Origin of the sequence: Bifidobacterium myosotis (assembly GCF_002259745.1) — a bacterium.
GTDB lineage: Bacteria > Actinomycetota > Actinomycetes > Actinomycetales > Bifidobacteriaceae > Bifidobacterium > Bifidobacterium myosotis.
Genome location: NZ_MWWW01000008.1, coordinates 84,378 through 108,738 on the forward strand (window position 1 = coordinate 84,378; position 24,361 = coordinate 108,738).

Annotated in this window: 16 protein-coding genes, 1 tRNA gene and 1 pseudogene; 6 read left to right on the forward strand and 12 right to left on the reverse strand. The window is 62.5% G+C overall.

Going from position 1 to position 24,361, the window contains the following annotated elements:
* Positions 1–54: 54 nt before the first annotated feature.
* The 9 genes from BMYO_RS04485 to BMYO_RS04525 form a co-directional block, all read right to left on the reverse strand.
* Entirely contained in the window at positions 55–423 is a 369-nt protein-coding gene (locus BMYO_RS04485) for a GntR family transcriptional regulator (protein WP_094667404.1), read from the reverse strand.
* Complete coding sequence (locus BMYO_RS04490) at positions 420–1,472, reverse strand: hypothetical protein (protein WP_143249113.1); 1,053 nt, start codon at positions 1,470–1,472, stop codon at positions 420–422. Before BMYO_RS04490 ends, BMYO_RS04485 begins: the two co-directional genes overlap by 4 nt.
* 628 nt (positions 1,473–2,100) lie before the next feature.
* Positions 2,101–3,150 (reverse strand): zinc-dependent alcohol dehydrogenase family protein, encoded by a 1,050-nt coding sequence (locus tag BMYO_RS04495; RefSeq protein ID WP_094667333.1) that lies wholly within the window; start codon positions 3,148–3,150, stop codon positions 2,101–2,103.
* A 440-nt stretch (positions 3,151–3,590) separates the two neighbouring features.
* On the reverse strand, positions 3,591–4,325 hold the full coding sequence (locus tag BMYO_RS04500) for a DUF4391 domain-containing protein (protein WP_094667334.1): 735 nt from the start codon (positions 4,323–4,325) through the stop codon (positions 3,591–3,593).
* Between the two features lie 519 nt (positions 4,326–4,844).
* The gene (tuf, locus tag BMYO_RS04505) at positions 4,845–6,044 is read right to left on the reverse strand and encodes an elongation factor Tu (protein WP_094667335.1); all 1,200 of its coding nucleotides are present in this window, start codon (positions 6,042–6,044) and stop codon (positions 4,845–4,847) included.
* 172 nt (positions 6,045–6,216) lie between these two features.
* The gene (gene fusA / locus BMYO_RS04510) at positions 6,217–8,340 is read right to left on the reverse strand and encodes an elongation factor G (RefSeq protein ID WP_094667336.1); all 2,124 of its coding nucleotides are present in this window, start codon (positions 8,338–8,340) and stop codon (positions 6,217–6,219) included.
* A 24-nt stretch (positions 8,341–8,364) separates the two neighbouring features.
* Positions 8,365–8,835, reverse strand: coding sequence for a 30S ribosomal protein S7 (gene rpsG / locus BMYO_RS04515; RefSeq protein WP_094667337.1), 471 nt, complete (start codon positions 8,833–8,835; stop codon positions 8,365–8,367).
* Between the two features lie 5 nt (positions 8,836–8,840).
* Positions 8,841–9,212 (reverse strand): 30S ribosomal protein S12, encoded by a 372-nt coding sequence (rpsL, locus tag BMYO_RS04520; protein WP_094667405.1) that lies wholly within the window; start codon positions 9,210–9,212, stop codon positions 8,841–8,843.
* A gap of 716 nt (positions 9,213–9,928) precedes the next feature.
* Positions 9,929–10,957, reverse strand: a complete 1,029-nt coding sequence (locus BMYO_RS04525) for a bile acid:sodium symporter family protein (RefSeq protein ID WP_094667338.1) — start codon at positions 10,955–10,957, stop codon at positions 9,929–9,931.
* A 450-nt stretch (positions 10,958–11,407) separates the two neighbouring features.
* On the opposite strand from BMYO_RS04525, the gene BMYO_RS04530 reads away from it, so the two are divergent.
* Together BMYO_RS04530 and BMYO_RS04535 are read left to right on the forward strand one after the other, a co-directional pair.
* Positions 11,408–11,483 (forward strand) — tRNA-His (locus tag BMYO_RS04530).
* Positions 11,484–11,675: 192 nt separating this feature from the next.
* Positions 11,676–12,701 (forward strand): threonine aldolase family protein, encoded by a 1,026-nt coding sequence (locus BMYO_RS04535; protein WP_094667339.1) that lies wholly within the window; start codon positions 11,676–11,678, stop codon positions 12,699–12,701.
* 58 nt (positions 12,702–12,759) lie between these two features.
* Here BMYO_RS04535 and BMYO_RS04540 read toward each other — a convergent pair whose 3' ends face one another.
* Entirely contained in the window at positions 12,760–13,941 is a 1,182-nt protein-coding gene (locus BMYO_RS04540) for a glycosyltransferase (protein ID WP_094667340.1), read from the reverse strand.
* 216 nt (positions 13,942–14,157) lie between these two features.
* A complete protein-coding gene (locus tag BMYO_RS04545; protein ID WP_094667341.1) occupies positions 14,158–15,363 on the reverse strand; it encodes a pyridoxal phosphate-dependent aminotransferase in 1,206 nt (401 codons plus the stop codon).
* Between the two features lie 649 nt (positions 15,364–16,012).
* Here BMYO_RS04545 and purT point away from each other — a divergent pair.
* Positions 16,013–17,480, forward strand: a pseudogene (gene purT / locus BMYO_RS12075) (formate-dependent phosphoribosylglycinamide formyltransferase).
* 275 nt (positions 17,481–17,755) lie between these two features.
* Positions 17,756–18,286, forward strand: coding sequence for a hypothetical protein (locus BMYO_RS04560; protein ID WP_094667342.1), 531 nt, complete (start codon positions 17,756–17,758; stop codon positions 18,284–18,286).
* A gap of 46 nt (positions 18,287–18,332) precedes the next feature.
* Here the strand turns inward: BMYO_RS04560 and BMYO_RS04565 are convergent, their stop codons facing one another.
* Positions 18,333–18,698, reverse strand: coding sequence for a VOC family protein (locus BMYO_RS04565; RefSeq protein ID WP_094667343.1), 366 nt, complete (start codon positions 18,696–18,698; stop codon positions 18,333–18,335).
* Between the two features lie 148 nt (positions 18,699–18,846).
* Here BMYO_RS04565 and purC point away from each other — a divergent pair, with 148 nt between their 5' ends.
* Together purC and BMYO_RS04575 are read left to right on the forward strand one after the other, a co-directional pair.
* Positions 18,847–19,599 carry a phosphoribosylaminoimidazolesuccinocarboxamide synthase gene (purC, locus tag BMYO_RS04570; protein WP_094667344.1) on the forward strand — a complete coding sequence of 251 codons (753 nt, stop codon included), beginning with the start codon at positions 18,847–18,849 and terminating at the stop codon, positions 19,597–19,599.
* Positions 19,600–19,869: 270 nt separating this feature from the next.
* A complete protein-coding gene (locus tag BMYO_RS04575; RefSeq protein ID WP_094667345.1) occupies positions 19,870–23,637 on the forward strand; it encodes a phosphoribosylformylglycinamidine synthase in 3,768 nt (1,255 codons plus the stop codon).
* Positions 23,638–24,361: the final 724 nt, after the last annotated feature.

Here is a 24,361-nt window from a genome sequence, read left to right on the forward strand (position 1 = left end):
AGCCTCCTTCCGCACTGCCAACCATCATACGCAATGACAATACGGAGAAGATAGTCACCACTGGGCGCGCAGGGCGCTGATGGCGTCCTCGAGGCTGGCATCAAGCCGATGGGACTGGCCGGCGTAGACCTTTGCGGCCTCCAGCAGAGGTTCGGGGATGGTCGCCACCCGCCTGATTCGCGCGGCACGACCGGGCGCGGTTTCAATCACCCCCTGTTCGGCGAGTTCGGCATAGGCCTTGGCCACAGTGCCGGGGGCAATACGCAGGTCGCCGGCCAACTGACGCACCGACGGCAGTTTGTCGCCGTCATGCAGAAGGCCCGCACGAACCATGCCTTCGATCTGCGCGCGAATCTGCTCGTATACCGGCACCGGCGACGATTCGCGGATCACCAGGCGCACATCATCGCCGCCGCCCGTCATCGTGGCCTCCGGGGCGAAGTCCACAACCGGACCAATGCGGAACACGCCATCACGAGGTAGATGACCGCCAACACGGCCACCACGCCACCCATGATGATCTGTATGTTGCCCAAGGTCGGATACACATCATCCGCATAGGCCGCCGACCATGCACCGTTATTGGTGCCGACACGGACCGTTGCCGCCCCGGCCACCAGCAGGACCGCTGCCGCGTAGACCAGCATCGCGCCGACCGACAGGAACACCGTGAATCGCGTCAGCAGCACGCGCCACAGCCGGTCAGCCTCGGCGAATCGGGCTTCAGGAGCACTCGGCACATGGGCGATGCGCCACAGCGCCGCGCAGGTCAGGCCGACCAGCACCAGTGTGACGACGGTCAGCGGAATGGAATAATACGACCCGGGATAAGGACCGGAGGAATGAGCCCACATCCCATTCGGAGCGACCAGCTGGATGCTGCGCATCAGGCCGAAATCATCCGGGCTTGCCGTCACCGTGGTGAAGCCGAGATAGATGATGAGCAGTCCGGCGGCAAGCATCGGTTGCATGAGCACATACCGCCGCGCGTATGTCCATGGTTCGCGCGATTGCAACGACGCCGTACGCACCCGGCCGCCGCCCAGCCGATCGGACATGTCCGGAAAGGGCAGCGCGAGAACCAGCATGACCGCCGACGCGGCGAGGCCTGGAGACATCGATGCGATGCGGTACATGTCTCTGGGCACCACGGATCCGATGAGCAGCACAGCGCACAACACCGCCACGCCGGCGAGCAGAGCGAACGCCATGCGACGGCGCACGATGGGCATGGGACCGTCATCGGCCGTGGCATCCGGCACGGCAGCTTGTTCCGCCGGACCGCTCACCGGACTATCCGATGGACCACCCGATGAATTGCCCGATGGAACAGGCCGTTTCACCGACAGCGACGGTTCACGATTCATGTGCAGCAATGCCCTGACCATCAGCACCACCACCATGACGATGAACGCAATCTTCAGTAGTCCTATCAGCAACGCCACGACCACGGCGAGAGCAGAAATCGACATCACACCCACCCCATTGTGCTTGAGGTGCATCGCCGCCTGCCATCGAACGCCATCAGCCATTCCAGCCGAAACCGTTCGGCACAGCCAGCGTGAAACTGCACCATATTTCTAGTACAGTTCAAAGTGTATCAGAAGTATGGTGCAGTTGCAATGGGTCGACTGCCGTGTACCGTTCAAGAACACCGGCAACGAGCACCGGCAATGACGCAAAAACGTCCCAAAACGTAAGTCAGCGACGAGTCTATGTTATGTTTCGTCCCGTTTTGAAGCGTCAAAACGGGACGAAACATAACACTATGCCGTCGGTAACTTACGTTTCGGGACGTTCTGGGCATTTCGAGACATGTGACAGCAGCCGTGATGACGGCCGATGGCATTGCCAGCGTATACGGCACACACAATTGAGGAATTCAGGCTCGGTCTCTTCCCCATTCAGCTTCGCTGCCAGTCCCTCATCAGAAGCGGCCAACCACTCAGACAATTACAAACAGACCACTATTGATTGCGTCATTAATTCGTGTATTGCGTGCCGAAGTGTCAGCATGTATGTGAAGTGTTCGTCCAACCCGCATACGTACTGACGCTTTTAGATGTGTAACGACATTCTCTCGGCACGCACCCGCAAATCTCAGAAGCGAATCAGTGACTTGATGACCTTACGCTGGTCCATCGCCTCGTAGGCGTCCTGAATATGATCCAGATCGAACTCGGCGGTGAACACGCGACCGGGATTGATCTCACCCTTCAGCACCGCATCGAGCAGTCCGCCTTGGATGTCATAGTGCCGCACCGGGGCCGGGCCGCCCTTGATGCCGATGTTGGCGTAGAACGTGCCCTCCGCACTGATCTCAACGTCGTGCGGTAGACCCACACGCCCGATCACGCCGCCACGACGCACCAGTCCGATAGCCGTATCAAAGGACTGCTTGGAGCCCACGCATTCGAGCACCGCATCCGCGCCATACCCGTCCGTCATCTCCAGCACCTTGTCGATGGCGGCCTGACCGCGCTCCGGCACCACATCCGTTGCGCCGAACTCACGGGCCAACGCCGCGCGATCCTCGTGACGGCTCATGGCGATGATTCGCGTGGCACCACGCATCTTGGCGGCGATCACGCCGCACAGGCCCACGGCACCGTCGCCCATCACAACGGCGGTATCGCCGGACTTGACCTCAGCGGATACGGCGGCGTGATAGCCGGTGGACATCACATCGGAGATGGTCAGCAGCGACGCCAGCATCTCATCGGAGTAGTCTTCGGGCGAGCCGGGCACCTTGACCACGGTGCCATCGGCTTCCGGTACACGCAGATACTCGGCTTGGCATGCGGAGAAGTATCCGCCATGCGGGCACACGGATTCGAATCCGGCCTTGCACACCGGGCATGTACCGCAACTGTACGGGAACGGCACCACCACGAAATCGCCCGGCTTTACGCTCCTGACCGCAGCGCCCACTTCCTCGACCACGCCGATGGACTCATGGCCCACCTGACTGTTCGGGGTCTGCGGGGTGAGTCCACGGAAGAACCACAGGTCCGAACCGCAGACGCAGGCACGCACCACGCGGATCACGGTGTCATCATCCTGCTCCAGATGCGCCTTGGGCACCTCCCGCACAACCATCCTGCCAGGTTCCTCGAAGATCGCGGCCTTCATGGTTTCGGTCTCGCTCATGATTGTTCTCCTTGTCTACGGTCTTTGCGGTCCTTCCGCGCGGTGCGGAAGCACTCCACTACAGGTTCATTCAACAACAACCGACCGGCATGCACAAATAATCATCTGACATGGCAAGATATGCCCTGCAAACATGCAGACTGCCGTATCATCGCTACGGCATTGTCAGATCCTCGACGGCCCCTCGCCGTATCGTCACCGGTTCTTTCCCACTCATGCACGGTGCCCCGCAGGCTGTGTACTGCGTGCGAAACGCCGCAGGCTGTCTGCTACTACAAGCGCCACACCGCACGTCATACCCCATGCCTGACACAACCAACTGGGCGGGGAGGAAAAAAGACGGATACCGCAGCGGCACAATCGACCGTCAGACGGGTCATCAGTGGCCGCAACTCTCTCGCAGTTGAGCGGCGCGCTATGCGCGGCGGTACCGGCTGGCACTACCCCTCCCGTAACTGGGCGAGCTGGGTCTTGGCTTTGTGCAGCTTGGCGTACAGTTCGTTGCGTTGCGCGGGGTTCTTCGCACGCTGATGGTCGCGGGCGAGTTTGTCGATATCGGCCTCAAGCTTGGCGATTTGCGCATGGCGCGTGATACGCGCATCCAAATCGGCAACCTCAGGCGTGCCGAGGATGGTCTGGGAGCACAACGACATCCACAATTCGTCGATGGTGCCGCCGGCGATCTCCAACTGACACTCCCCCGCCGGCAACCATTCGCCGGTATATACCTGATAGTTCGGCATGTGACCGGCTCGCCCCGGTTGAGCGCGACGGACCGCGAACGCGCACTCCTCACGCGTGCCGCCTTCAAACGGCACCTCCCGCACGCAGGCGAACACGATTCCAGACTTGCGCTGCGAGGCGATCAGCTCGATGACCTCGACGGGCACGGAGCCCGCCTTGCCGGTCAGCTTGAGGCCGATGACCAAAACTTCGGGTATCAATCGGCCCAGTTCGAGGCCCGTGTTGGCCGCCCTCATCAGCGAGAGCAACGTAATGGATTCGATATCGTTGGTCAGACGTTGCTTGAGCTTCGCGGAAATCGGCGTGCGTCCCACGACAGCGGCTTTCGGCAGTGTACCTTTGGCGACGGGAATCGCTGTGGAGATCGGCAGCCCCAGAGACAGGGCGGAGACGGACCCGCAATGGGCGACCTGTGCGGCGGTGACAGTCATCGGCGACCTTCCTTTCCAATTCGACGCCATGCGGTCGCCGGAAACGAGGAACATATAGGCGGCCTCGGTCGAATCGTAGCTGGGCACCACATTAGCGCATCATCGCGCGGAATGCGGTGAGGGTACCGACAATAAACCGATAATAAAAATCGAATGCAGCTAAGAAATGAAAACGCATGGCTCTTACACGCCAAAATCGGAAGAGCCCAATGAACGTATTGCAGATACCATTTGCGCGTTGACGGCAGCCGCCGGAACGTAAGATCCCGTCTGTCCGAGTGGTTCCCATGCAAGTGGCCCCATGCTGTCCGAATGAACGCACGCCAACGTTCCTGCGGCTCCTCGACTTCGTGGATTCACAGACATGGCCTGCTACTGCCGCTTACGGTTGCCACCGTGACAACCGCATGCGCAACAACACAACGCACATACGGAAAAGGGAATCCCCCTCCGAGAACAATCTCGAAGGGGGATTCCCTTAAGTCGCTAGTTCAAGCGAAGATTCACGTCTGATGAAAATCAGGCGAGGATCTTGGTCACACGACCGGAGCCCACGGTGTGGCCACCCTCACGCACAGCGAAGGTCAGGCCCTCCTCCATAGCGATGGGCTGAATCAGCTCAACGGTGAAGGTAGCGTGGTCGCCCGGCTGAACCATCTCGACGCCTTCCGGCAGCTCGATGACGCCGGTGACGTCGGTGGTGCGGAAGTAGAACTGCGGACGGTAGTTGGAGAAGAACGGCGAGTGACGGCCACCCTCGTCCTTGGTCAGCACGTAGACCTCACCCTCGAACTTGGTGTGCGGGGTGACGGAACCCGGCTTGGCCAGAACCTGACCACGCTCGACGTCCGTACGGTTGATACCACGGAGCAGCAGACCGGTGTTGTCGCCAGCCTCGCAGGCGTCCATCGTCTTGTGGAAGGTCTCGATGGAGGTCACGGTGGTGGACTGGGTCGGACGAACACCGACGATCTCGACCGGGGAGTTGACGGCCAGCTGGCCACGCTCCACACGGCCGGTCACCACGGTACCACGACCGGAGATGGTGAAGACGTCCTCAATCGGCATCAGGAACGGCTTGTCGAGGTCGTGGACCGGGGTCGGGATGTACTCGTCGACAGCGTCCATGAGCTTCTTGATCTGCTCAACCCACTTCTCGTGGTCCGGAGCGTCGTCGTGCAGGGCGCCGTAGGCGGACACGCGGATGATCGGGCAGTCACGATCGAAGCCGTTCTCGTCGAGGAGGTCACGGACCTCTTCCTCAACGAGCTCGATGAGCTCCTCGTCCTCGACCATGTCGCACTTGTTCAGGGCGACCAGGATCTTCGGCACACCCACCTGACGGGCGAGCAGCACGTGCTCGCGGGTCTGGGCCATCGGGCCGTCGGTGGCGGCCACAACCAGGATGGCGCCATCCATCTGGGCAGCACCGGTGATCATGTTCTTCACGAAGTCGGCGTGGCCCGGGCAGTCCACGTGAGCGTAGTGACGCTTCGCGGTCTGGTACTCGATGTGGGAGATGTTGATGGTAATACCGCGGGCGGCCTCTTCCGGAGCGGAATCGATCTGGTTGAAGTCGTACTCCGGGTTGACATCCGGGAACTCCTCGTGCAGCACCTTGGAGATGGCGGCAGTCAGGGTAGTCTTACCGTGATCGACGTGGCCGATGGTACCGATGTTAACGTGCGGCTTAGTACGCTCGTACTTTTCCTTTGCCATTACTCTTTGTCCTCCTGGACGTCTCGTGAGTTTATCCATGCATTACGCATGGGACTCGCTTATTCTACTGGGTTTCTGGGTTATGTGCCACATTGAAGAGCCAGAACCCAGTCAGCGGTACACGATTTTACCGCTGACTGGAGACACTGGCCACTTCATTGGGCAACGCGTGTCACTCGCCGCGCTGGGCCTTGATGATCTCGTCGGAGACGCTCTTCGGCACCTCGGCGTAGGAGTCCATCTCCATGGTGAACATGGCGCGACCCTGGGTCTTGGAACGCAGGTCGCCGATGTAGCCGAACATCTCGGACAGCGGCACCTTGGCGTCGATGACCTTGACGCCGATGGCGTCGGTCATGGACTGGATGTTGCCACGACGCTGGTTGAGATCGCCGATGACTTCGCCCATGTACTCCTCCGGAGTACGGACCTCGACCTTCATGATCGGCTCGAGGATGACCGGCTTGGCCTTCGGAGCAGCCTCCTTGAACGCCATGGAACCGGCGATCTTGAAGGCCATTTCGGAGGAATCCACCGGGTGCATCTGACCATCGGTGACGGTGGCCTTGACGCCCACGACCGGGAAGCCGGCCAGAATACCGGACTCCATGGCCTCCTTGACGCCAGCCTCGATGGACGGGATGAACTCCTGGGAGATGTGGCCGCCGGTGACGGCGTTCTCGAACTCGAAGGTCTTGCCTTCCTCGGTGTCGAGCGGCTCGAAGTTCATGAGGACCTTAGCGAACTGGCCGGAACCACCGGTCTGCTTCTTGTGCGTGTACTGCTCGTTCATCACGGCCTTGCGGATGGTCTCGCGGTACGCGACCTGCGGCTTGCCCTGGTTGCACTCCACCTTGAACTCGCGACGCATACGGTCGACGATGATGTCGAGCTGGAGCTCGCCCATGCCGGCGATCAAGGTCTGGCCGGACTCTTCGTCCGTGGTGACCTGGAAGGTCGGGTCCTCTTCGGCCAGCTTGGCGAGGGCGATGCCCATCTTCTCCTGATCGGCCTTGGTCTTCGGCTCGACGGCCACCTGGATAACCGGATCCGGGAAGGTCATGGAGTCGAGGGTGATCGGATCGTCGATGGCGCACAGGGTGTCACCGGTGGTCACGTTCTTGAGGCCCACGAAGGTGTAGATGTTGCCGGCATCGGCCACATCCATCGGGTTCTCCTTATCGGCGTGCATCTGGAAGATCTTGCCGATACGTTCCTTCTTCTCGCGGGTGGAGTCGAGCACGGAGTCGCCCGGCTTGACGGAGCCGGAGTAGACGCGCACGAACACGAGCTTGCCGTAGAACGGGTGCGTGGAAATCTTGAAGACCAGAGCCGCGAACGGATCGGTCTTGGACGGATGACGGTCGATCTCGACGGACTCATCGCCCGGCTTGTAGCCCTTGATGGCCGGCACGTCCTCAGGGGACGGCAGGTAATCGATGACCGCGTCCAGCATCGGCTGCACGCCCTTGTCCTTGAAGGCGGAACCGCAGAAGACCGGGAAGGCCTGCTTGGCGATGGTCAGCTGACGCACGCCGGCGCGGATCTCTTCCTTGGTGAGGGTGCCCTCCTCGAAGAACTTGTTCATGAGCTCATCGTTGGCTTCGGCGGCGGCTTCCACGAGCTTCTCGTGGTACTCCTCGGCCTTGTCCTTGTACTCGTCCGGAATCGGGTCCATGTTGTAGTGGGCACCCAGCTCATCGCCGGTGTTCCAGTCATAGGCCTTCATCTCGACCAGATCGATGACGCCGGTGAAGCTGCTCTCGGAGCCCATCGGCAGCTGCATGACGATCGGGGTGGCGCCCAGCTTCTCCCTGATGGTGTCGACGGAGTAGTAGAAGTTCGCGCCGAGCTTATCCATCTTGTTCACGAAGCAGATACGCGGCACACCGTACTTGTCGGCCTGACGCCACACGGTCTCGGACTGCGGCTCCACACCTTCCTTGCCATCGAACACGGCGACGGCGCCATCGAGCACGCGCAGGGAGCGCTCCACCTCGGCCGTGAAGTCCACGTGGCCGGGGGTGTCGATGATGTTGATCTGGAACTTCTCGTCGGTGTCATGGGTCTGACGGTTCCAGAAGCAGGTGGTGGCGGCGGACTGAATCGTGATGCCGCGCTCCTGCTCCTGAGCCATGAAGTCCATGGTGGCGGCGCCATCGTGAACCTCACCGATCTTGTAGCTCTTGCCGGTGTAGTACAGAATACGCTCAGTAGTGGTGGTCTTACCGGCATCGATGTGGGCCATGATGCCGATGTTACGGACGTTGTGAAGGTCCGAAATCTCTTCAGCCATCGTATTTCCTTATTTCTCTCTGGATTACCAGCGGTAGTGGGCGAAGGCCTTGTTAGCCTCTGCCATCTTATGAGTATCCTCGCGACGCTTGACAGAAGCGCCGAGACCGTTGGAGGCATCCAGAATCTCGTTGGCCAGACGCTCGGCCATGGTCTTCTCACGACGGGCGCGGGAGAAGTCGGTCAGCCAGCGCAGCGACAGGGTGTTGGCGCGGTTCGGCTTGACCTCGACCGGCACCTGGTAGGTGGCGCCACCGACACGACGGGAGCGGACCTCGAGGGACGGACGGATGTTGTCCAGGGCGCGCTTCAGAACGGCCACCGGCTCCTGGTCGGACTTCTCTTTGACGATGTCGAGCGCGGAGTACACGATGTCCTCGGCGATCGACTTCTTGCCGTCAAGCAGGATCTTGTTGATGAGCTGCGCCACCACGGTGGAACCGTAGATCGGATCGGGCAGCACGACGTGCTTCTTGGAAGGTCCCTTACGTGACATATCTCTTACTTCGCCTTCTTTGCTCCATACAGGGAACGACCCTGCTTACGGTCCTTGACACCCTGGGTATCGAGCGCACCACGCACGATGTGGTAACGCACACCCGGCAGATCCTTCACACGGCCGCCGCGCACGAGCACGATGGAGTGCTCCTGCAGGTTGTGGCCCTCGCCCGGAATGTAGGCGGTGACTTCCACGCCGGAGGACAGACGGACACGGGCGACCTTACGCAGAGCCGAGTTCGGCTTCTTCGGGGTGGTGGTGTAAACACGGGTGCACACGCCGCGGCGCAGCGGGCTTCCCTTCAGTGCCAAAGTCTTGGACTTCTTCGGCTTCGGCGAACGTCCCTTGCGGACGAGCTGTTCAATAGTAGGCAACTTGAACTCCGATTCAGTGGTTATCTTGCTTTCGTGCGACCGCCGCACTGCGCCCGCACTCTTCCTGAAACCTCTGCGGACACGCTTTTGCACGCGCATCCGACGAATCGGAAAAGTAAGCCCAGTCCACCGGCCCGATGGCCTCCCCGTCTCCCGCGGCGCATTGCTGCGTGCGTTCATCGACACGGAGGATATCCCAACCCACATGCCTGTCACATAAGGCATGCCGTTGGCACACACAAATATCTATATTACGATTCGGCCGGACAACGACGCGCCGATGTGTAGCTGCAGGGCTGCGGCCGACCGACTGCCCCGCGTTCCGTCGTTGATTATCATTTGGCTCCCTGCCAGAGGAGATAGCCCGAGGAGCGGGACCAAGAGGCGGAATCGAGGAACAGGACCAAGGAACAGAACCAAGGAACAGAACCGAGGAGCGGGACCAAGGAGCGGGACCAAGGAACAGGACCGAGGAGCGGTGAATCCGTCAGCGTTTTTGACGCGGGACATCGGGGCATTTGTTGTCGGATTTCGACGCAAGACTGTTGAACCTCGACACTGTCGGAATACGACAGCCAACCGTCGAAAACCGACAGTCATGCATCGAAATCCGACACTTACTCAACCCCGCGGTTCCGCGGCCCCGAACGGCAAGTGCCCTCGAGGAGTCTTGTCACTCGGGGGCACCGCCAAATCTTTAGTTATTGTGAATTATATCACTTTTCCGCAGCCTTGGCCTTGTCGGCGTCAAAGGCGTGTATGGCGTTGGAACCCTTGGCGGAACCCTTCTCGCCGTTGTCGGAATCCCAGTGGATCTCGTGCTTGTCATCGTGGTTGCGCCACCAGCTGGACAGGATGGAGCCGGAGATGTTGTGCCACACGGAGAAGAACGTGGACGGCACGGCCGCGATCGGGTTGGAGGCGAAGGAGGTCAGGGCGAGTGTGGCGCCCAGAGCCGAATCCTGCATACCCACCTCGAAGGTAATGGCCTTCTGCTGCGCGTAACGGAAGCCCTTCGGATACACCTTGTACATGAGCTTGGAGAAGCCGAAGCCCAGTGCGTAACCGGACAGGTTGTGCAGGATGACCACCGGGATGGCCATGAGGGAGGAGGCCACGAACAGCTTCGGGCCGTTGGCCGCGACCACGACGCCGATGATCAGGAGGATGGCGACCTGGGAGACGATCGGCAGCGCCACGGTGACCTTCTCTATCTTCTTACCGAAGATCATATGGCACACCACACCAAGGGCAATCGGGAAGAGCACCACCTTGACGGCGTTGAGGAACAGGGACTGCACCGGCACGGCCACATACTGGGAGGCCAGCCACTGCATCAGCAGCGGGATCATGAACGGCGCACACAGGGTGGAGAGAATGCCGATGGAGACGTCAAGCGCCACATCGCCGCGGGACAGGTAGCTCATCACGTTGGAGGAGGTGCCGGACGGGCAGCAGCCCACGAGGATCACACCCACGGCCAGCGGGCCGTCGAGGCGGAAGATCCAGCACAGCAACACGGCGATGAGCGGCATGATGACGAAGTGCGCCACGGTGCCGACGATGACCATGAGCGGCTGGGTGAGGATGCGCTTGAAGTCATCGAGCGTAAGCGTCAGGCCCATGCCGAACAGCACGATGCCCAGCATGTATCCGGTGTATGCCTTGCCCCACAGGCTCGCCTGCGGCACGAAATAGTTGAAGACGGCCCAGACGATGACGATGACCGTGAACCATTTGGTCAGCCAGTCCGCGAAAGCCTTAACCTTTTAACCTTTTCCATTGTGTTTCTCTCTCTGTAATGGATGTGACAACGCCTGAAACTAAGCCCATACGACTTGACACGAAACTATTGCTCACATTGTGAACGCTCACGCAGTCGGCAACGTCGTTTTTGGACGTTTGCGCGAAATCGGATGCGCATTGTTGTGCGTTTCTCCAAAACCCGGCCTCCGCTGCGGGGATGCGACCGCCACAATCTTTCGTGACGGTTTTCCGTTTTCCGTGCGACCCGACCACCGACGCAGGGGCACGACCGGGGATGTTGGTGTTGTCGGTGGTCATGATGAGGTCCGGCCACCGACGCAGGGGCGCGACACCGGTGGGCACACACGCGACACGCCGACGCGCACGACCGCCGAAAGTTGTGTATAGTATCCATCTGTTGTCTTCCAGTCCTCTGGAAAGCAAACATGGTGGCCATAGCTCAGTTGGTAGAGCATCTGATTGTGGTTCAGAAGGTCGCGGGTTCGAGCCTCGTTGGCCACCCCATCAAAGACCCTTCCGGTTTCGGAAGGGTCTTTTTCGTTATCGGCTGACAACGTCCGGCAACGCAGCTGGGCTGACAACGTCCGGCAACGCGGCTGGGCTGGCAAAGAACGGACAACCGCCCGTATTGCTCGCGTGATGTAGACTCAGGGCTAGCCGACCAGCGAAATCATCAAGGTCCAAGAGAGGTCCATCATGCTGTCTTTCGAGAACGATTACTCCCGCGCCGCGCATCCGGCGGTGCTCGACGCCGTAACCCGCGCCAACGAGCACCTGTATTCCGGATACGGCACCGACGAACTCACCGGGCAGGCCAAAGCCAAAATCCGCGAGGCCTGCGGCGCGCCGGATGCGGACGTCTGGTTTTTGGTGGGCGGCACCCAGGCCAATCAGGTGGTCATCGACACGATCACCCCGGCGTATGCGGGCGTGGTGACGGTCTCGTCCGGCCATCCCAACGTGCACGAGGCCGGCGCCATCGAATTCGCCGGTCACAAGGTGCTCGCGCTCCCCCATCACAATGGCAAGATGGACGCCGCCGAACTGGACGAATTCTGCCGCACCTTCTACGCGGACGCCAATCATGAACACATGGTGTTCCCCGGCTCCGTGTACGTCTCGCAAAGCACCGAATACGGCACCATCTACTCGAAGGCCGAGCTCGAGGCCATCGCCGAAGTGGCCCATCGCTATGACATGCCGCTGTTCGTGGACGGCGCACGCCTAGGATACGCGCTGACCGCCACCGGCGGTGACATGACACTTGAGGATCTGGCGCGCATCGCCGATGTGTTCTACATCGGCGGCACCAAGGTGGGCGCGCTGTTCGGCGAGGCCGTCGTCTTCACCAAGAACAACACGCCGAAGCACTTCGTCACGCGCATCAAGCAGCACGGCGCGCTACTGGCCAAGGGATTCGTGCTGGGCGCGCAGTTCGACGCCCTATTCACGGACGGGCTGTATTTCGCCATCGCCCGCAACGCCAACGAGGCGGCCGACCGCATCCGTGAGGCGCTGAAGGCCAAGGGATACACGCTTACGTTCGACGCGCCCACCAATCAGATCTTCGTGACGCTGGATCGTCCCACGATCGAACGCCTCGAACAGCACATCAGGCTCGGCTTCATGGAGAAGGCCGACGACACGCATACGGTGATGCGCATCTGCACCAGCTGGGCCACCACCGCCGACGAGGTCGACCAACTCATCGCACTGCTGTGACGGCGCTGCGATGGCACGGCGGCGTCACAGCGCCATCGGCGAGTAACGCCGCCGTGCGCTACTCGCCGATGGCCTCGCGTTCCATATCCACGAACTTGTGGACGGATGCCTCGACGGAGTAGTGCTCCTTGGTGTGCTCGGCGTAGCGCGCGCCCCACTCGGCGCGTTCGGCCTGATGCGCGATCCACCAATCGATGCGGCGCGCGAGCAATGCGGCGTCACGCACCGGGAACAGCGATTCGTCCAGCAATGCGAACTGGCTTGCTGCGGATAGTTCGGACGCGGCGATGATCGGCACCAAGCCGCAGGCCATCGCCTCGATCACACTCACCGATTCGATGTCCGCGATCGAGCAGTGGACGAACAGATCGCCCGAGCGCAGCAGATCGGGCATGTCCGCGTGCTTATGGAATCCGATTTCGGCCTTGCGAGCCAACAGACGCCCGGCACGGAACGTGAGGTAGTGACGCAGCGGACCGGTTCCGGCGATGATGAGCTGGATGTCCCCGGCGTGCTTCGACATGGAGATGGCCTTGATCAGCGTGATCTGGTCCTTCTCACGGGCCAATCGCCCCGAAGCGATGATCCGGAACGGCACGGGCGTGGGGGCGGACGGATCGACCGGCTTCCCCGGCGCGTACACCGGCGAATAGCCGTTCGAAATCACATGCAGCTTGGCCTTGTATCCATGCGAGCGCAGCAGGCTCGCGGTCATTTCGGTGGGCACATGGATGTGGTCGATGCGCTTGTACAGCCAATGCTTGAACAGCCAGTACAGGAAATTCGATACACCGGGGATGTGGCGCAAGGGTCCGGCCGAGTACAGCACGTTCTCGGGCTGCAGATGGAAGCCGGCCGTGACGGGGATGCCCATCTGACGGGCCACTTTGGCGGCGTGACGGCCGAATTTGAACGGCATGTAGATATGCACGACGTCCACGCCGCGGAATGCGGTGCGGAACAGCGTGTCGCTGGGCTTGGCGAACTGCATCAGCTGCTTGGCGGCCACCCAGGAGACCAACGGCACCTTGTTCACTCGGGCCGGATATTCAGGGGCTCCGACGCCGACCAGCCGCACATGGTGGCCCTGACGCTCCAACTCGGCCGCCCACTGCAATGCCGAGTTGGATGTGCCATTGCCCTGATTGCCCACCGTATCGACCACCAAGGCGATGGTCAGCGGTCGGTCGATGCCCGCGGCACCCTCAGCGACGCTCTCGTCATTCCCGTTTTCATGCATTGCCTCATATTAGGTCACACGGCAGAGGCGACGCCCGACGGCCCCATACGCTACCGCATGTCGAGTCGCATGACCTGGCACAATCGTGTGGCGGCCACGAAAATGCCTAATTACGCCGTTCCAACAAAACCGGACATCAGTCACCGGCATGCTGCATTCTACGAGACCGCATGCCGCTCACCGCATGCCACGCCACATTCGCCACGTTTGCGGCAACTACCCGAGTACGCGTCGGATACGCGCCACGGCCTGATACAGATCGGCGGTGTGCTTGAGCAGGGAGATGCGCGCCCAGCCTTCACCGGCCTCGCCGAAGCAGGAGCCCGGCATCAGCGCCACGCCGGCCTTGTTGAGCAACCAGTCGGTGAATCGAGTCGAGGAACCGGTGCCGGAACCGAACCGTTCCGGCACCCGGGCCCATGCGAACAGTCCGCCCTTCGACTCATGGACCTCGAATCCGGTGCCGGCAAGTCCGTCGCGCACGACCTCGAACCGGTGCTGGTACTGCACGGCCAAGTCCTTCACGGTGGACTGATCCGAGCCCAGCGCAATTGCGCCCGCCTGCTGGATGACGCTGGAGGCCAGCACCGCGGTCTGCCTATGCACTGCCTTGACCGCCTGTAGCACCTCGGCGTTACCGGCCACGAACCCACCGCGCCAGCCGGCCACCATGAACATCTTGGACAGCGACCCCAGTTCCAGCGCCACATCCGACGCACCAGGCGTCTCCAGTACGCTCAGCGAGCGTGTGTCGCCGAATTCCAAGCCGGCGTAGGCGAAGTCGTTGAGGATGACGAATCCGTGCCGCTTCGCGAGACGCACGGCGGTTGCGTACAGTTCGGGCGTGGCCGCCGCGCCGGTGGGATTGTTCGGATAGTTGAGAATGAGCAGTTTGGCGCGATCCCACAGTTGCGGGGGCACGGCGTCCAGATTCGGCAGGAACCCTCGGGAGGCGTCGGCGGGAATCGTTTCGAACCGGCCTCCGGCCGCGGCCGTGGACCCTTCGTATTGCGGATAGTAGGGATCGACCGCCACCACGGTGTCGCCGGGGTCGATGAGCGCCTGAATCACCGTGGTAATGCCCACCGACGAACCGGATGTGGCGAGCAACTGGGTGGCGGGGTCCACGGTCACCTGATGCTGGCGGGAATACCATCCGGATATCGCCTCGAGGTACTGCGGCAGACCGTCGAATGCCGGATAACGGAAAAGCGCGGGATCGTGGGCGGCATGGGCAAGCGCGTCCTGCACGAATTCTGGAGGCTGGCCGTCCGGATTGCCCTTGCTCAGATCGATGACGTCCTTGCCTGCGGCGACGGCCGCGGCGGCGCGCGCATCCGCTTCGGCGAAGGGGTTGCCGGGCAGTCCCGCCGCTCTTCTGGAAATCAGTTCGGAAACCAGTGCAGCGTCCTGCGTCGACATGCCGCATCCCCCTTTGCTTACCGTGTGACTGGTCATGCCGCCCGGCTGAACCCCGCGGACCACTGGGCGCCGGGCCACAATGGCCGCTGGACCGTCTGAACCGCTGAGGCTGGCCGCCGATGGGCTATGAACCTATGGGCCAGCCGAGCACTTCCCCCTATAACGTTGGCCCGACCGCGATGAACATATCGGCCGGTGATTCATACCGTACGGGAGACAGGTTTCCGATGCAATGGCGTGTCTATACGCGATGCTTATAGCGGGTTACAACGAATTACCTCGCTTGCCGGGGCCGCTCTGCAGCATGCTCACCATGCCACTGCCCATTGCAGACGCACCCCGGCCGTGCAGCGCTCACACTCGATCCCGCACCCACGGTGTAGGGAACTTCCCACCATGTAGGGATTTTCCCACCATGTAGGGAGCCGTTTTTGCAGAATGGCGGAAACAAGCCGTTTTACATCCCTACATGGTGGGAAGTTCCCTACACGATGGGCAATTCCCTACACCGTGGGTAGCATGGGCAGGAAGTACGCCACCATTGTGGCCCGCGGAAGTTCCCTAGACGGTGGGATGTTGCAATCAGTGCTGTAATCACGCAACCGCACTTGCAACGCCATCACTGGAAATCATCGCGGCATGGCAGAATGTGGGATATGACTGAGCATGCCGTGAACGATTCCGTAATCTCCCGTCCTCACTCCCCCGAAAGCGACTCCCCCGCAGCCACGACCGCAGTCGGGCACACCACCGCAGCCGTATATGACCGGCCGCTGGGCACGCCGCTGGGCAAGCACCCCACGCGCGTGCTGTTCCTCGGCGCCGGCGAGCTGGGCAAGGAGGTGACCATCGAGCTCATGCGTCTGGGCGCTTGGGTGTGCGCCGCCGATTCCTATGCGGGCGCGCCGGCGCAGCAGGTGGCGCATGAGCACCGCGTGCTGGACATGGCGAACGCGGAGTCGCTGCAGGCCCTCTTCGACGAGGTGAAGCCGGACATCATCGTGCCCGAGGTGGAGGCCATCGCCACGGATGTGCTGGCGGGAGCCGCCAAGACCGGCGCGCAGGTGGTGCCGAGCGCCGAAATCGCGGCGATCTGCATGGACCGCGAACGCCTGCGTGTGCTCGCCCACGAGGAACTGGGGCTGCCGACCACGCCGTACCGTTTCGCCGGGTCGTTGGAGGAGCTGCGCGCAGGCGCTTCCGCAGTCGGTTACCCGTGCGTGGTCAAGCCGGTGATGAGCTCGTCCGGTCACGGTCAGTCCGTGGTGCGTTCGGCCGACGCGATAGAGGCCGCCTGGATCGAAGCGCAGGAAGGCCGTCGCGCCGCCGGCGAGGGTGACGTCTCGCGCGTAATCGTGGAGGCGCTGGCTCCGCTGGATTACGAGCTGACCGTGCTGACGGTCTCGTCGTCGGCCGGCATCGTGACCTGCGCGCCGATCGGGCAGCGTCAGGAGTCCGGCGATTACCGCGAATCGTGGCAGCCGGCGGCCGTGGTGGGCTCCGCCAGTGCCGCCAACGCCGCTGCTACCGCTGATGCCGCTGCCGGTACCAGCACCCGTGCCGCGCACCTGACACCTACCGGCGCCACCGCTGATTCGACGACCGGCGACGGCGTGCTGCGCCGCGCCCACGACATCGCCCGCGCGGCCGTCGAGGGACTGGTCGCCAAGGCGAAGGCAAGCGGCGAGACCGGCTGGGGCGTGTTCGGCGTGGAGCTGTTCGTGCTGACCGACGGCCGCGTGCTGTTCAACGAGGTTTCCCCCCGCCCACACGACACCGGCATGGTGACGATGGCCTCGCAAAGGCTCAGCGAGTTCGCGCTGCATGCCCGCGCGATCCTGGGCCTGCCGGTCACGTCCGAACATGTCGCGCTGACGTTGCGCGACGGTCAGGTGGCCGCCAGCCACGCCATCGTGGTCGAGGGCGACGGCGAGGCGACCTTCACGAACGTTGCCGAGGCGCTGGCTGAGCCGGGCACCGACCTGCGCATCTTCGCCAAGCCCGAGGTGCATGGCCACCGCCGCATGGCCGTCGCACTGGCCATCGGCGATAGCGAGGCCGACGCCCGTGCCAAGGCCGCGCACGTCGCCGACGCGTTGACCGTCACCGTGGAATAAGCCCCGTGGGAATAAACCGCCGAATCGATCGCCCTTCAGACCCGCTTCGAGGGCCAGTCCGTCCTGCAAGTACGGATGCGATTCGCGTGCAGCATGATAGTGGTCTGTCTCGCAATCGTTTTCATGCGCCTTCCCTGCGTGCAGCTACCCGCCTGCAATCTACCTGCCGAACAGCGGTCCCTGAAAACTCAGTAGCGAAAAGCGCGACATCGATTAGACGGCCATCGGTCATCCTGTTAGCATCACCGGTGCCTCCGAAGAGTGGGATCCTCATCATGCCCAGCAACCGTCGCCTTACCATTCCGGCCCTTATCGCGGCAACATGCCTGAGTTTTGGACTTGCCGGCTGCTCATCGGCGAACTCGACCGACACCCCCAACGAACAATCCCAGTCAGCCCAGAACGGTGACGCTTCGGCACAATTCACCGACAAGGCGGGCATCGAACAGGAATATCGGGAATCGTTGGGCAAACTGGAGTTTCCGGCAGGATACACCCCGCCGGAAACCATGGACAATCTGACCGCAGACCAGTATGAGAAAGGGTTTGGGGATACGAGAGCCTCCTTCGTCTGGGAGTGCGCATGGAAACGAGACTGGCTCGATACCTACGGCACGAATCTCGATGAGGCGAAGAAGGCTCTGCAACAGCTGCAAACCGCCAAGGACATGCCCTACATGCAGGGCAACAAAGTCGACGACGTCATGCGTCAGGCGTTGCAGGAGCAACTTGACAAGGCTGCGCTGGGAGACCCCTCCGCCATCCAACAGGATGTCGAAGTCAACTGCCCTGCGGACTGGCAGTGAGCAATCGTCAGCGCAATCGTCGGCTGAGCAAGACTCAGCTCAGCCGTCAGCTCAGCGCGGCCTCGATGTTGTTGCCGTCCGGGTCATGGATGAAGGCGGCGTAGTAGGTCGGGCCGTAGTTCGGACGAGGACCGGGCTGGCCGTTGTCCGTTCCACCCGCCTCAAGCCCCGCCGCGTGGAACGCCTTGATGGTGTCCTCGTCCTTGGCTCGGAAGGCCACATGCGTCGGCACGACCGGGTTGTCGCCCTTCGGGGACTCCAGCCAGACGCTGTCGCCATCCTCGTCGTTGGCGAAGCACACGGCACCCGGGAATTCGGCCTTCTTCACGTAGCCGAGCGGGGCCAGCAGCTTGCCGTAGAACTCCGCGCGCTTGTTCGCATCCGCGACGAACAGTCCAATGTGATCGATCATGACGAACCTCCTTTGAACAACGTCATTACCGTCATTGCCCATTATGGACGATTGCGGCCCTGGGTGTCGGATATCCCCGGCGATTGGTACCCTTTTTACCGTTAGTTCACCCAGAAATCCGCTCTTCAGCACGATTTGGAAGGCAGTCATGGAGAAACTGGAAAAGCTCTACGAGGGCAAGGCCAAGCAACTGTACGCAACCGACGATCCCGAGGTTCTGTGGGTCGAATACAAGAACACCGCAACCGCCGGCGATGGCGAGAAGAAGGAGGACTTCACCGGCAAGGGCCGTCTGAACAACCTCATCACCACCATCATCTTCGACCTGCTCAAGAAGCGCGGCATCGACAGCCACCTCATCAAGCGCGTGAACGCCACCGGCCAGCTGGTACGCAAGGTGACCATGTTCCCCCTCGAGATCGTGCTGCGCAACACCGCCGCCGGCCACTTCTGCTCGCGCCTCGGCGTGGAGGAGGGTCTGCCGCTCAAGGAGCCGGTGCTCGAGTACTTCCTGAAGAACGACGATCTGCATGATCCGTTCGTCAACGACGATGACCTGGTGGCCCTGGGCGTCTGCACCCGCGAGGATCTGGCCGAGATCGCACCGCTCGCCCGCAAGATCAACGAGGCCCTCATCGAGATCTTCGCCAAGATCGACGTCAAGCTCGTGGACTTCAAGATCGAGATGGGCCGCGCCTCCGACGGCACGCTGCTGCTGGCCGACGAAATCACCCCGGATTCCTGCCGCCTGTGGGATCAGCGCGACCATTCCGGCAAGGTGGAGCATTTGGACAAGGACCTGTTCCGCCGCGGCCTCGGCTCGATCATCCCGGCCTACGAGGAGATTGAGGAGCGTCTGGCCGAGCTGGCCAAGTCCGAAGGCATCGAAGTCGCCGAGTGACGCCGCGCGCATAGTGACGCCGCGCGCATCACGACATACCACATTGGCTTCCCTCACGGAGGGGAGCTGTCAGCAACGCTGACTGAGGTGAGGGCGAGGACATCTCGCCGATGGCTCCTCTCAGTCGTCTACGATGGCAGTTCCTCCCTCACGGAGGGGAGCCAAATTGCGAGTCGGCCCGTCGTCATCAGCCAACCCGACAGCTCCCCATGGAGGGAGCCAAATCCTTGTCATATCTGACTTTTCTGACTTTATTGCGAAAGGAATCCCATGGTTTTCCGCGTATACGTGGAGAAGAAGCCCGGCTTCGACGTCGAGGCGCAGCAGCTCGCCGGCGAGCTGCGCACGATCCTCGGCCTGACGGGTCTCAAGGCCGTGCGCATCGTGAACCGGTATGACGTCGAAGGCATCAGCGAGGAGCTGTTCCGCGCGGCCACGCCCACCGTGTTCAGCGAGCCGCAGGTGGACGACGTGTCCGCCGACCTGCCCGACTTCGGCGATGCCAAGGTGTTCGCCACCGAGTTCCTGCCCGGACAGTTCGACCAGCGCGCCGACTCCGCCAGCGAATGCATCCAGCTCATCTCCCAGGGCGAGCGTCCGGCCGTGCGTTCCGCCAAGGTGTACGCGCTCGAGGGCGATTTGAGCGAGGCGGACGTCGAGACCATCAAGCATTACGTGATCAACCCGGTTGAGGCCCGCGAGGCGTCGCTCGACGTGCGCGAGACTCTGAAGACCCAGGTGCCCACGCCCGGCAAGGTGGAGGTCATCGCCGGCTTCAACGAGATGGACGCGGCCGCGGGCCAACGGTTCATCGACGAGCGCGGGCTGGCCATGGATCTGGCAGATCTGGAGTTCTGCCAGAAGTACTTCGCCGAGGAGGGCCGTGAGCCTACGATCACCGAAATCAAGGTGATCGACACCTACTGGTCCGACCACTGCCGCCACACCACGTTCGGCACCGAGCTGGACGAGGTGGACATCGACGACGCCGTGGTCAAGGCCGCGTTCGACCGCTACCTCGCGATGCGTCACGAGCTGGGTCGCGACGCCAAGCCCGTGTGTCTGATGGACATGGGCACGATCGGCGCCAAGTGGCTCAAGAAGAACGGCATCCTGACCGGTCTTGACGAGAGCGAGGAGATCAACGCCTGCACCGTCAAGGTCAAGGTGGACGTGAATGGCAAGGACGAGGACTGGCTGTTCCTGTTCAAGAACGAGACCCACAACCACCCCACCGAGATCGAACCGTTCGGTGGCGCGGCCACCTGCATCGGCGGCTGCATCCGCGACCCCCTGTCAGGCCGTTCCTACGTGTATCAGGCCATGCGCGTCACCGGCGCCGCAGACCCGACCGTGCCGGTCTCCCAGACGCTCGAGGGCAAGCTGCCCCAGCGCAAACTGGTGACCACCGCGGCCGCCGGCTACAGCTCGTACGGCAACCAGATCGGTCTGGCCACCGGTCAGGTGGACGAGATCTACCATCCCGGCTACGTGGCCAAGCGCATGGAGGTGGGCGCGGTCGTGGCCGCCACCCCGGCCGACCATGTGCGCCGCGAGACCCCGGCCCCCGGCGACAAGATCATCCTGCTGGGCGGCCGCACCGGCCGTGACGGCATCGGCGGCGCGACGGGCGCCTCCAAGGCACACAACGTGGAGTCGCTGGAGCTGGACGGCGCCGAAGTGCAGAAGGGCAACGCGCCGGTCGAGCGCAAGCTGCAGCGTCTGTTCCGCCGCGGCGACGCCTGCCGCCTGATCAAGCGCTGCAACGACTTCGGCGCGGGTGGCGTGTCCGTGGCGGTCGGCGAGCTGGCGGACGGCCTGTACGTCGACCTCAACACCGTGCCCAAGAAGTACGAGGGTCTGGACGGCACCGAACTGGCCATCTCCGAATCGCAGGAGCGCATGGCCGTGGACGTGGCCGCCGAGGACGTGGATGAGTTCCTGGGTTACGCGCGCGAGGAGAATCTCGAAGCCACAGTGATCGCCACCGTGACCGAGAACCCGCGCATGGTCATGACCTGGAACGGCGACGAGATCGTGAACCTCTCCCGTGAGTTCCTGGCCTCCAACGGCGCATCCAAGCACCAGACCGTGCACGTCGAGGCGCAGCAGGCGTACGAAGTGCCGGCCGAATGGCGTTCCGGTACCCTCGGCGAGCGTATGCACGCGCTCGTCACCAACCTCAACGTAGCCTCCAACAAGGGCCTATCGGAGCGTTTCGACTCCACAATCGGCGCGGGCACCGTGCTCATGCCGTTCGGCGGCACGAAGCAGCTCACCCCGAACGAGGCCATGGTGGCGAAGTTCCCGGTGTTCGGCGAGACCACCACCGCCTCCGCAATGGCCTGGGGCTTCAACCCGTACATCATGGAGAAGAACCAGTTCACCGGCGCGTACCTGTCGGTCGTCGAATCGCTGGCCAAGCTGGTGGCCGCCGGCTTCGAGCACGAGAAGGCCTACCTGAGCTTCCAGGAGTACTTCGAGAAGCTGCGCGATGAGCCGGAACGCTGGGGCAAGCCCACGGCGGCCGTGCTCGGCGCGCTGATGGCCCAGGTGGACCTCGGCGCCGGCGCGATCGGCGGCAAGGACTCCATGTCCGGCTCCTTCGAGGATCTGGATGTGCCGCCCACGCTTATCTCCTTCGCCGTGGCGGTGGGCAACATGAAGCGCGCCACCTCCCCCGAGTTCAAGGGCGCCGGTCACCGCATCGTGCGCATCGCCCCGCGGTATTTGGCCGACGGCCTCACGCCGGACAAGGATGCGCTGCTCGACGCGTTCGCGCTGGTCGAGGAGCTGACCGACCCGTCGCACCACACCGCGCTGGCCGTATCCACGCCGGGCTACGGAGGCACCGCCGAGGCCCTGTTCAAGATGACCGTGGGCAACGGCATCGGCGTGGATCTCAACGACGGTATCGCTGTGGACGACCTGTTCGCTCCGGCGTACGGCTCGTTCATCGTCGAGCTCGCGGACAACGAGAAGATTCCGGCGGTCTCCAATTTGGTCGAGGTGGGCGAAATCGGCGTGACCACGGAAGACTACGCCTTCCGTGCCGCCGACGAGACCATCGATCTGGCTGACCTGCAGAACGCATGGGAAGGCGGTATCGAATCCGTGTTCCCGTACCGTTCGAAGGGCGACGAGCAGGGCAAGACCGTGGAGACCATCGACTTCCATGTGTCCGATTCCGCCGAAGCCGGCATCCGGAAGACCGTGTACACGGGCGCTTCGGTGGCCAAGCCGCGCGTGATCATCCCCGTGTTCCCGGGCAACAACTGCGAGTACGATTCCGCCGCCGCCTTCGAGCGCGCGGGCGCCGAGGTCTCCACGCTGATCGTGAACAACCTCACGCCGGCCGCCGTGGCCGAATCCACAGCCGCGCTGGTGGAGGAGATCTCCAAGAGCCAGATCGTGATGATTCCGGGCGGCTTCTCCGGCGGCGACGAACCGGACGGCTCCGCCAAGTTCATCACGGCGTTCTTCCGCGCGCCGGCCGTGACCGAGGCGGTCCGCGATTTGCTCAAGAACCGCGACGGTCTGATGCTCGGCATCTGCAACGGCTTCCAGGCGCTCATCAAGCTGGGTCTGGTGCCGTTCGGCGACATCGTGCCGATGACCGCCGAGTGCCCGACACTGACCTTCAACACCATCGGCCGCCACCAGAGCCGTCTGGTGCGTACGCGTGTGGCCTCCGACCTGTCGCCGTGGCTGGCCAAGACCTCGGTCGGAGACGTGCACACCGTGGCCATCTCGCACGGCGAGGGCCGCTTTGTGGCCTCCGACGAAGTGCTGGCTTCGTTGAAGGCCAACGGCCAGATCGCCACGCAGTACGTAAGCGAGGCCGGCGTGCCGGGCATGGATCTCGCAGTGAACCCGAACGGCTCGATGCTGGCCATCGAGGGCATCACCAGCCCGGACGGCCGCGTGTTCGGCAAGATGGGCCACTCGGAGCGCTCGGGCAACGGCCTGTACGCCAACGTGCCGGGCGACAAGTACCAGCCGATCTTCGAGGCCGGCGTGGAGTACTTCGCCGCCTGACGCGGACGGGCGGCCTTGTGCCATGAGCCTCATGTGCGGGCTCATGTTCTTCGCCGATTAACGCGGCCGGCCGGCTTGAACGGGCGATACGCGGACGGCACAGCCAACGGTTATACCGCCGGCTGTGCCGTCCGGCTCCGGTATCCGGCATTCAGTCTCTGATGGGCCATCGGAGGGTCCGGAGCCGAGGGACTACATCAGATGGGCCGGAGCTGAGGGGCCGGAGCTGAGAAGCCAGGGGTCACACCGGATGAGCCACAGGCAAGTCCGTCCCGCCGAACGAATTGCGTTCAGGAGGCCTTGTGCGCGGCTCGGATGTAATTCCCGGATAAATCCCAGATAAAACAAAGGCCGTTGTCGATCAGAAGGGTTTTCCCACTGACCGACAACGGCCTTTGTGTACTCCGCAACAGGCCGCAACAAGCCGCAACAAGCCGATTGTGGTCAGGAGTTTCGCACTCCTGACCACAATCGGACGGAAATCGACATCTCAGCGTCCGGTTTCTGTCAGTAGTTGCTTGCTTCTGGTAGGAAACGGACGCAATTCGCCATCTCAGCGTCCGTTTTCTACCAGAACGGCATGTCTTCCGGTAGGAAACGCCCGCTGATGGTCGGCTCAGCGGCTGTTTTCTACCGGAAGAGAGCTGGTTCTGGTAGAAAACAGCCGCTGAGGCTTACCGGGGCACAGGGACAGACGGCTCTTCGCCCGCAATCGGCCGCGGTC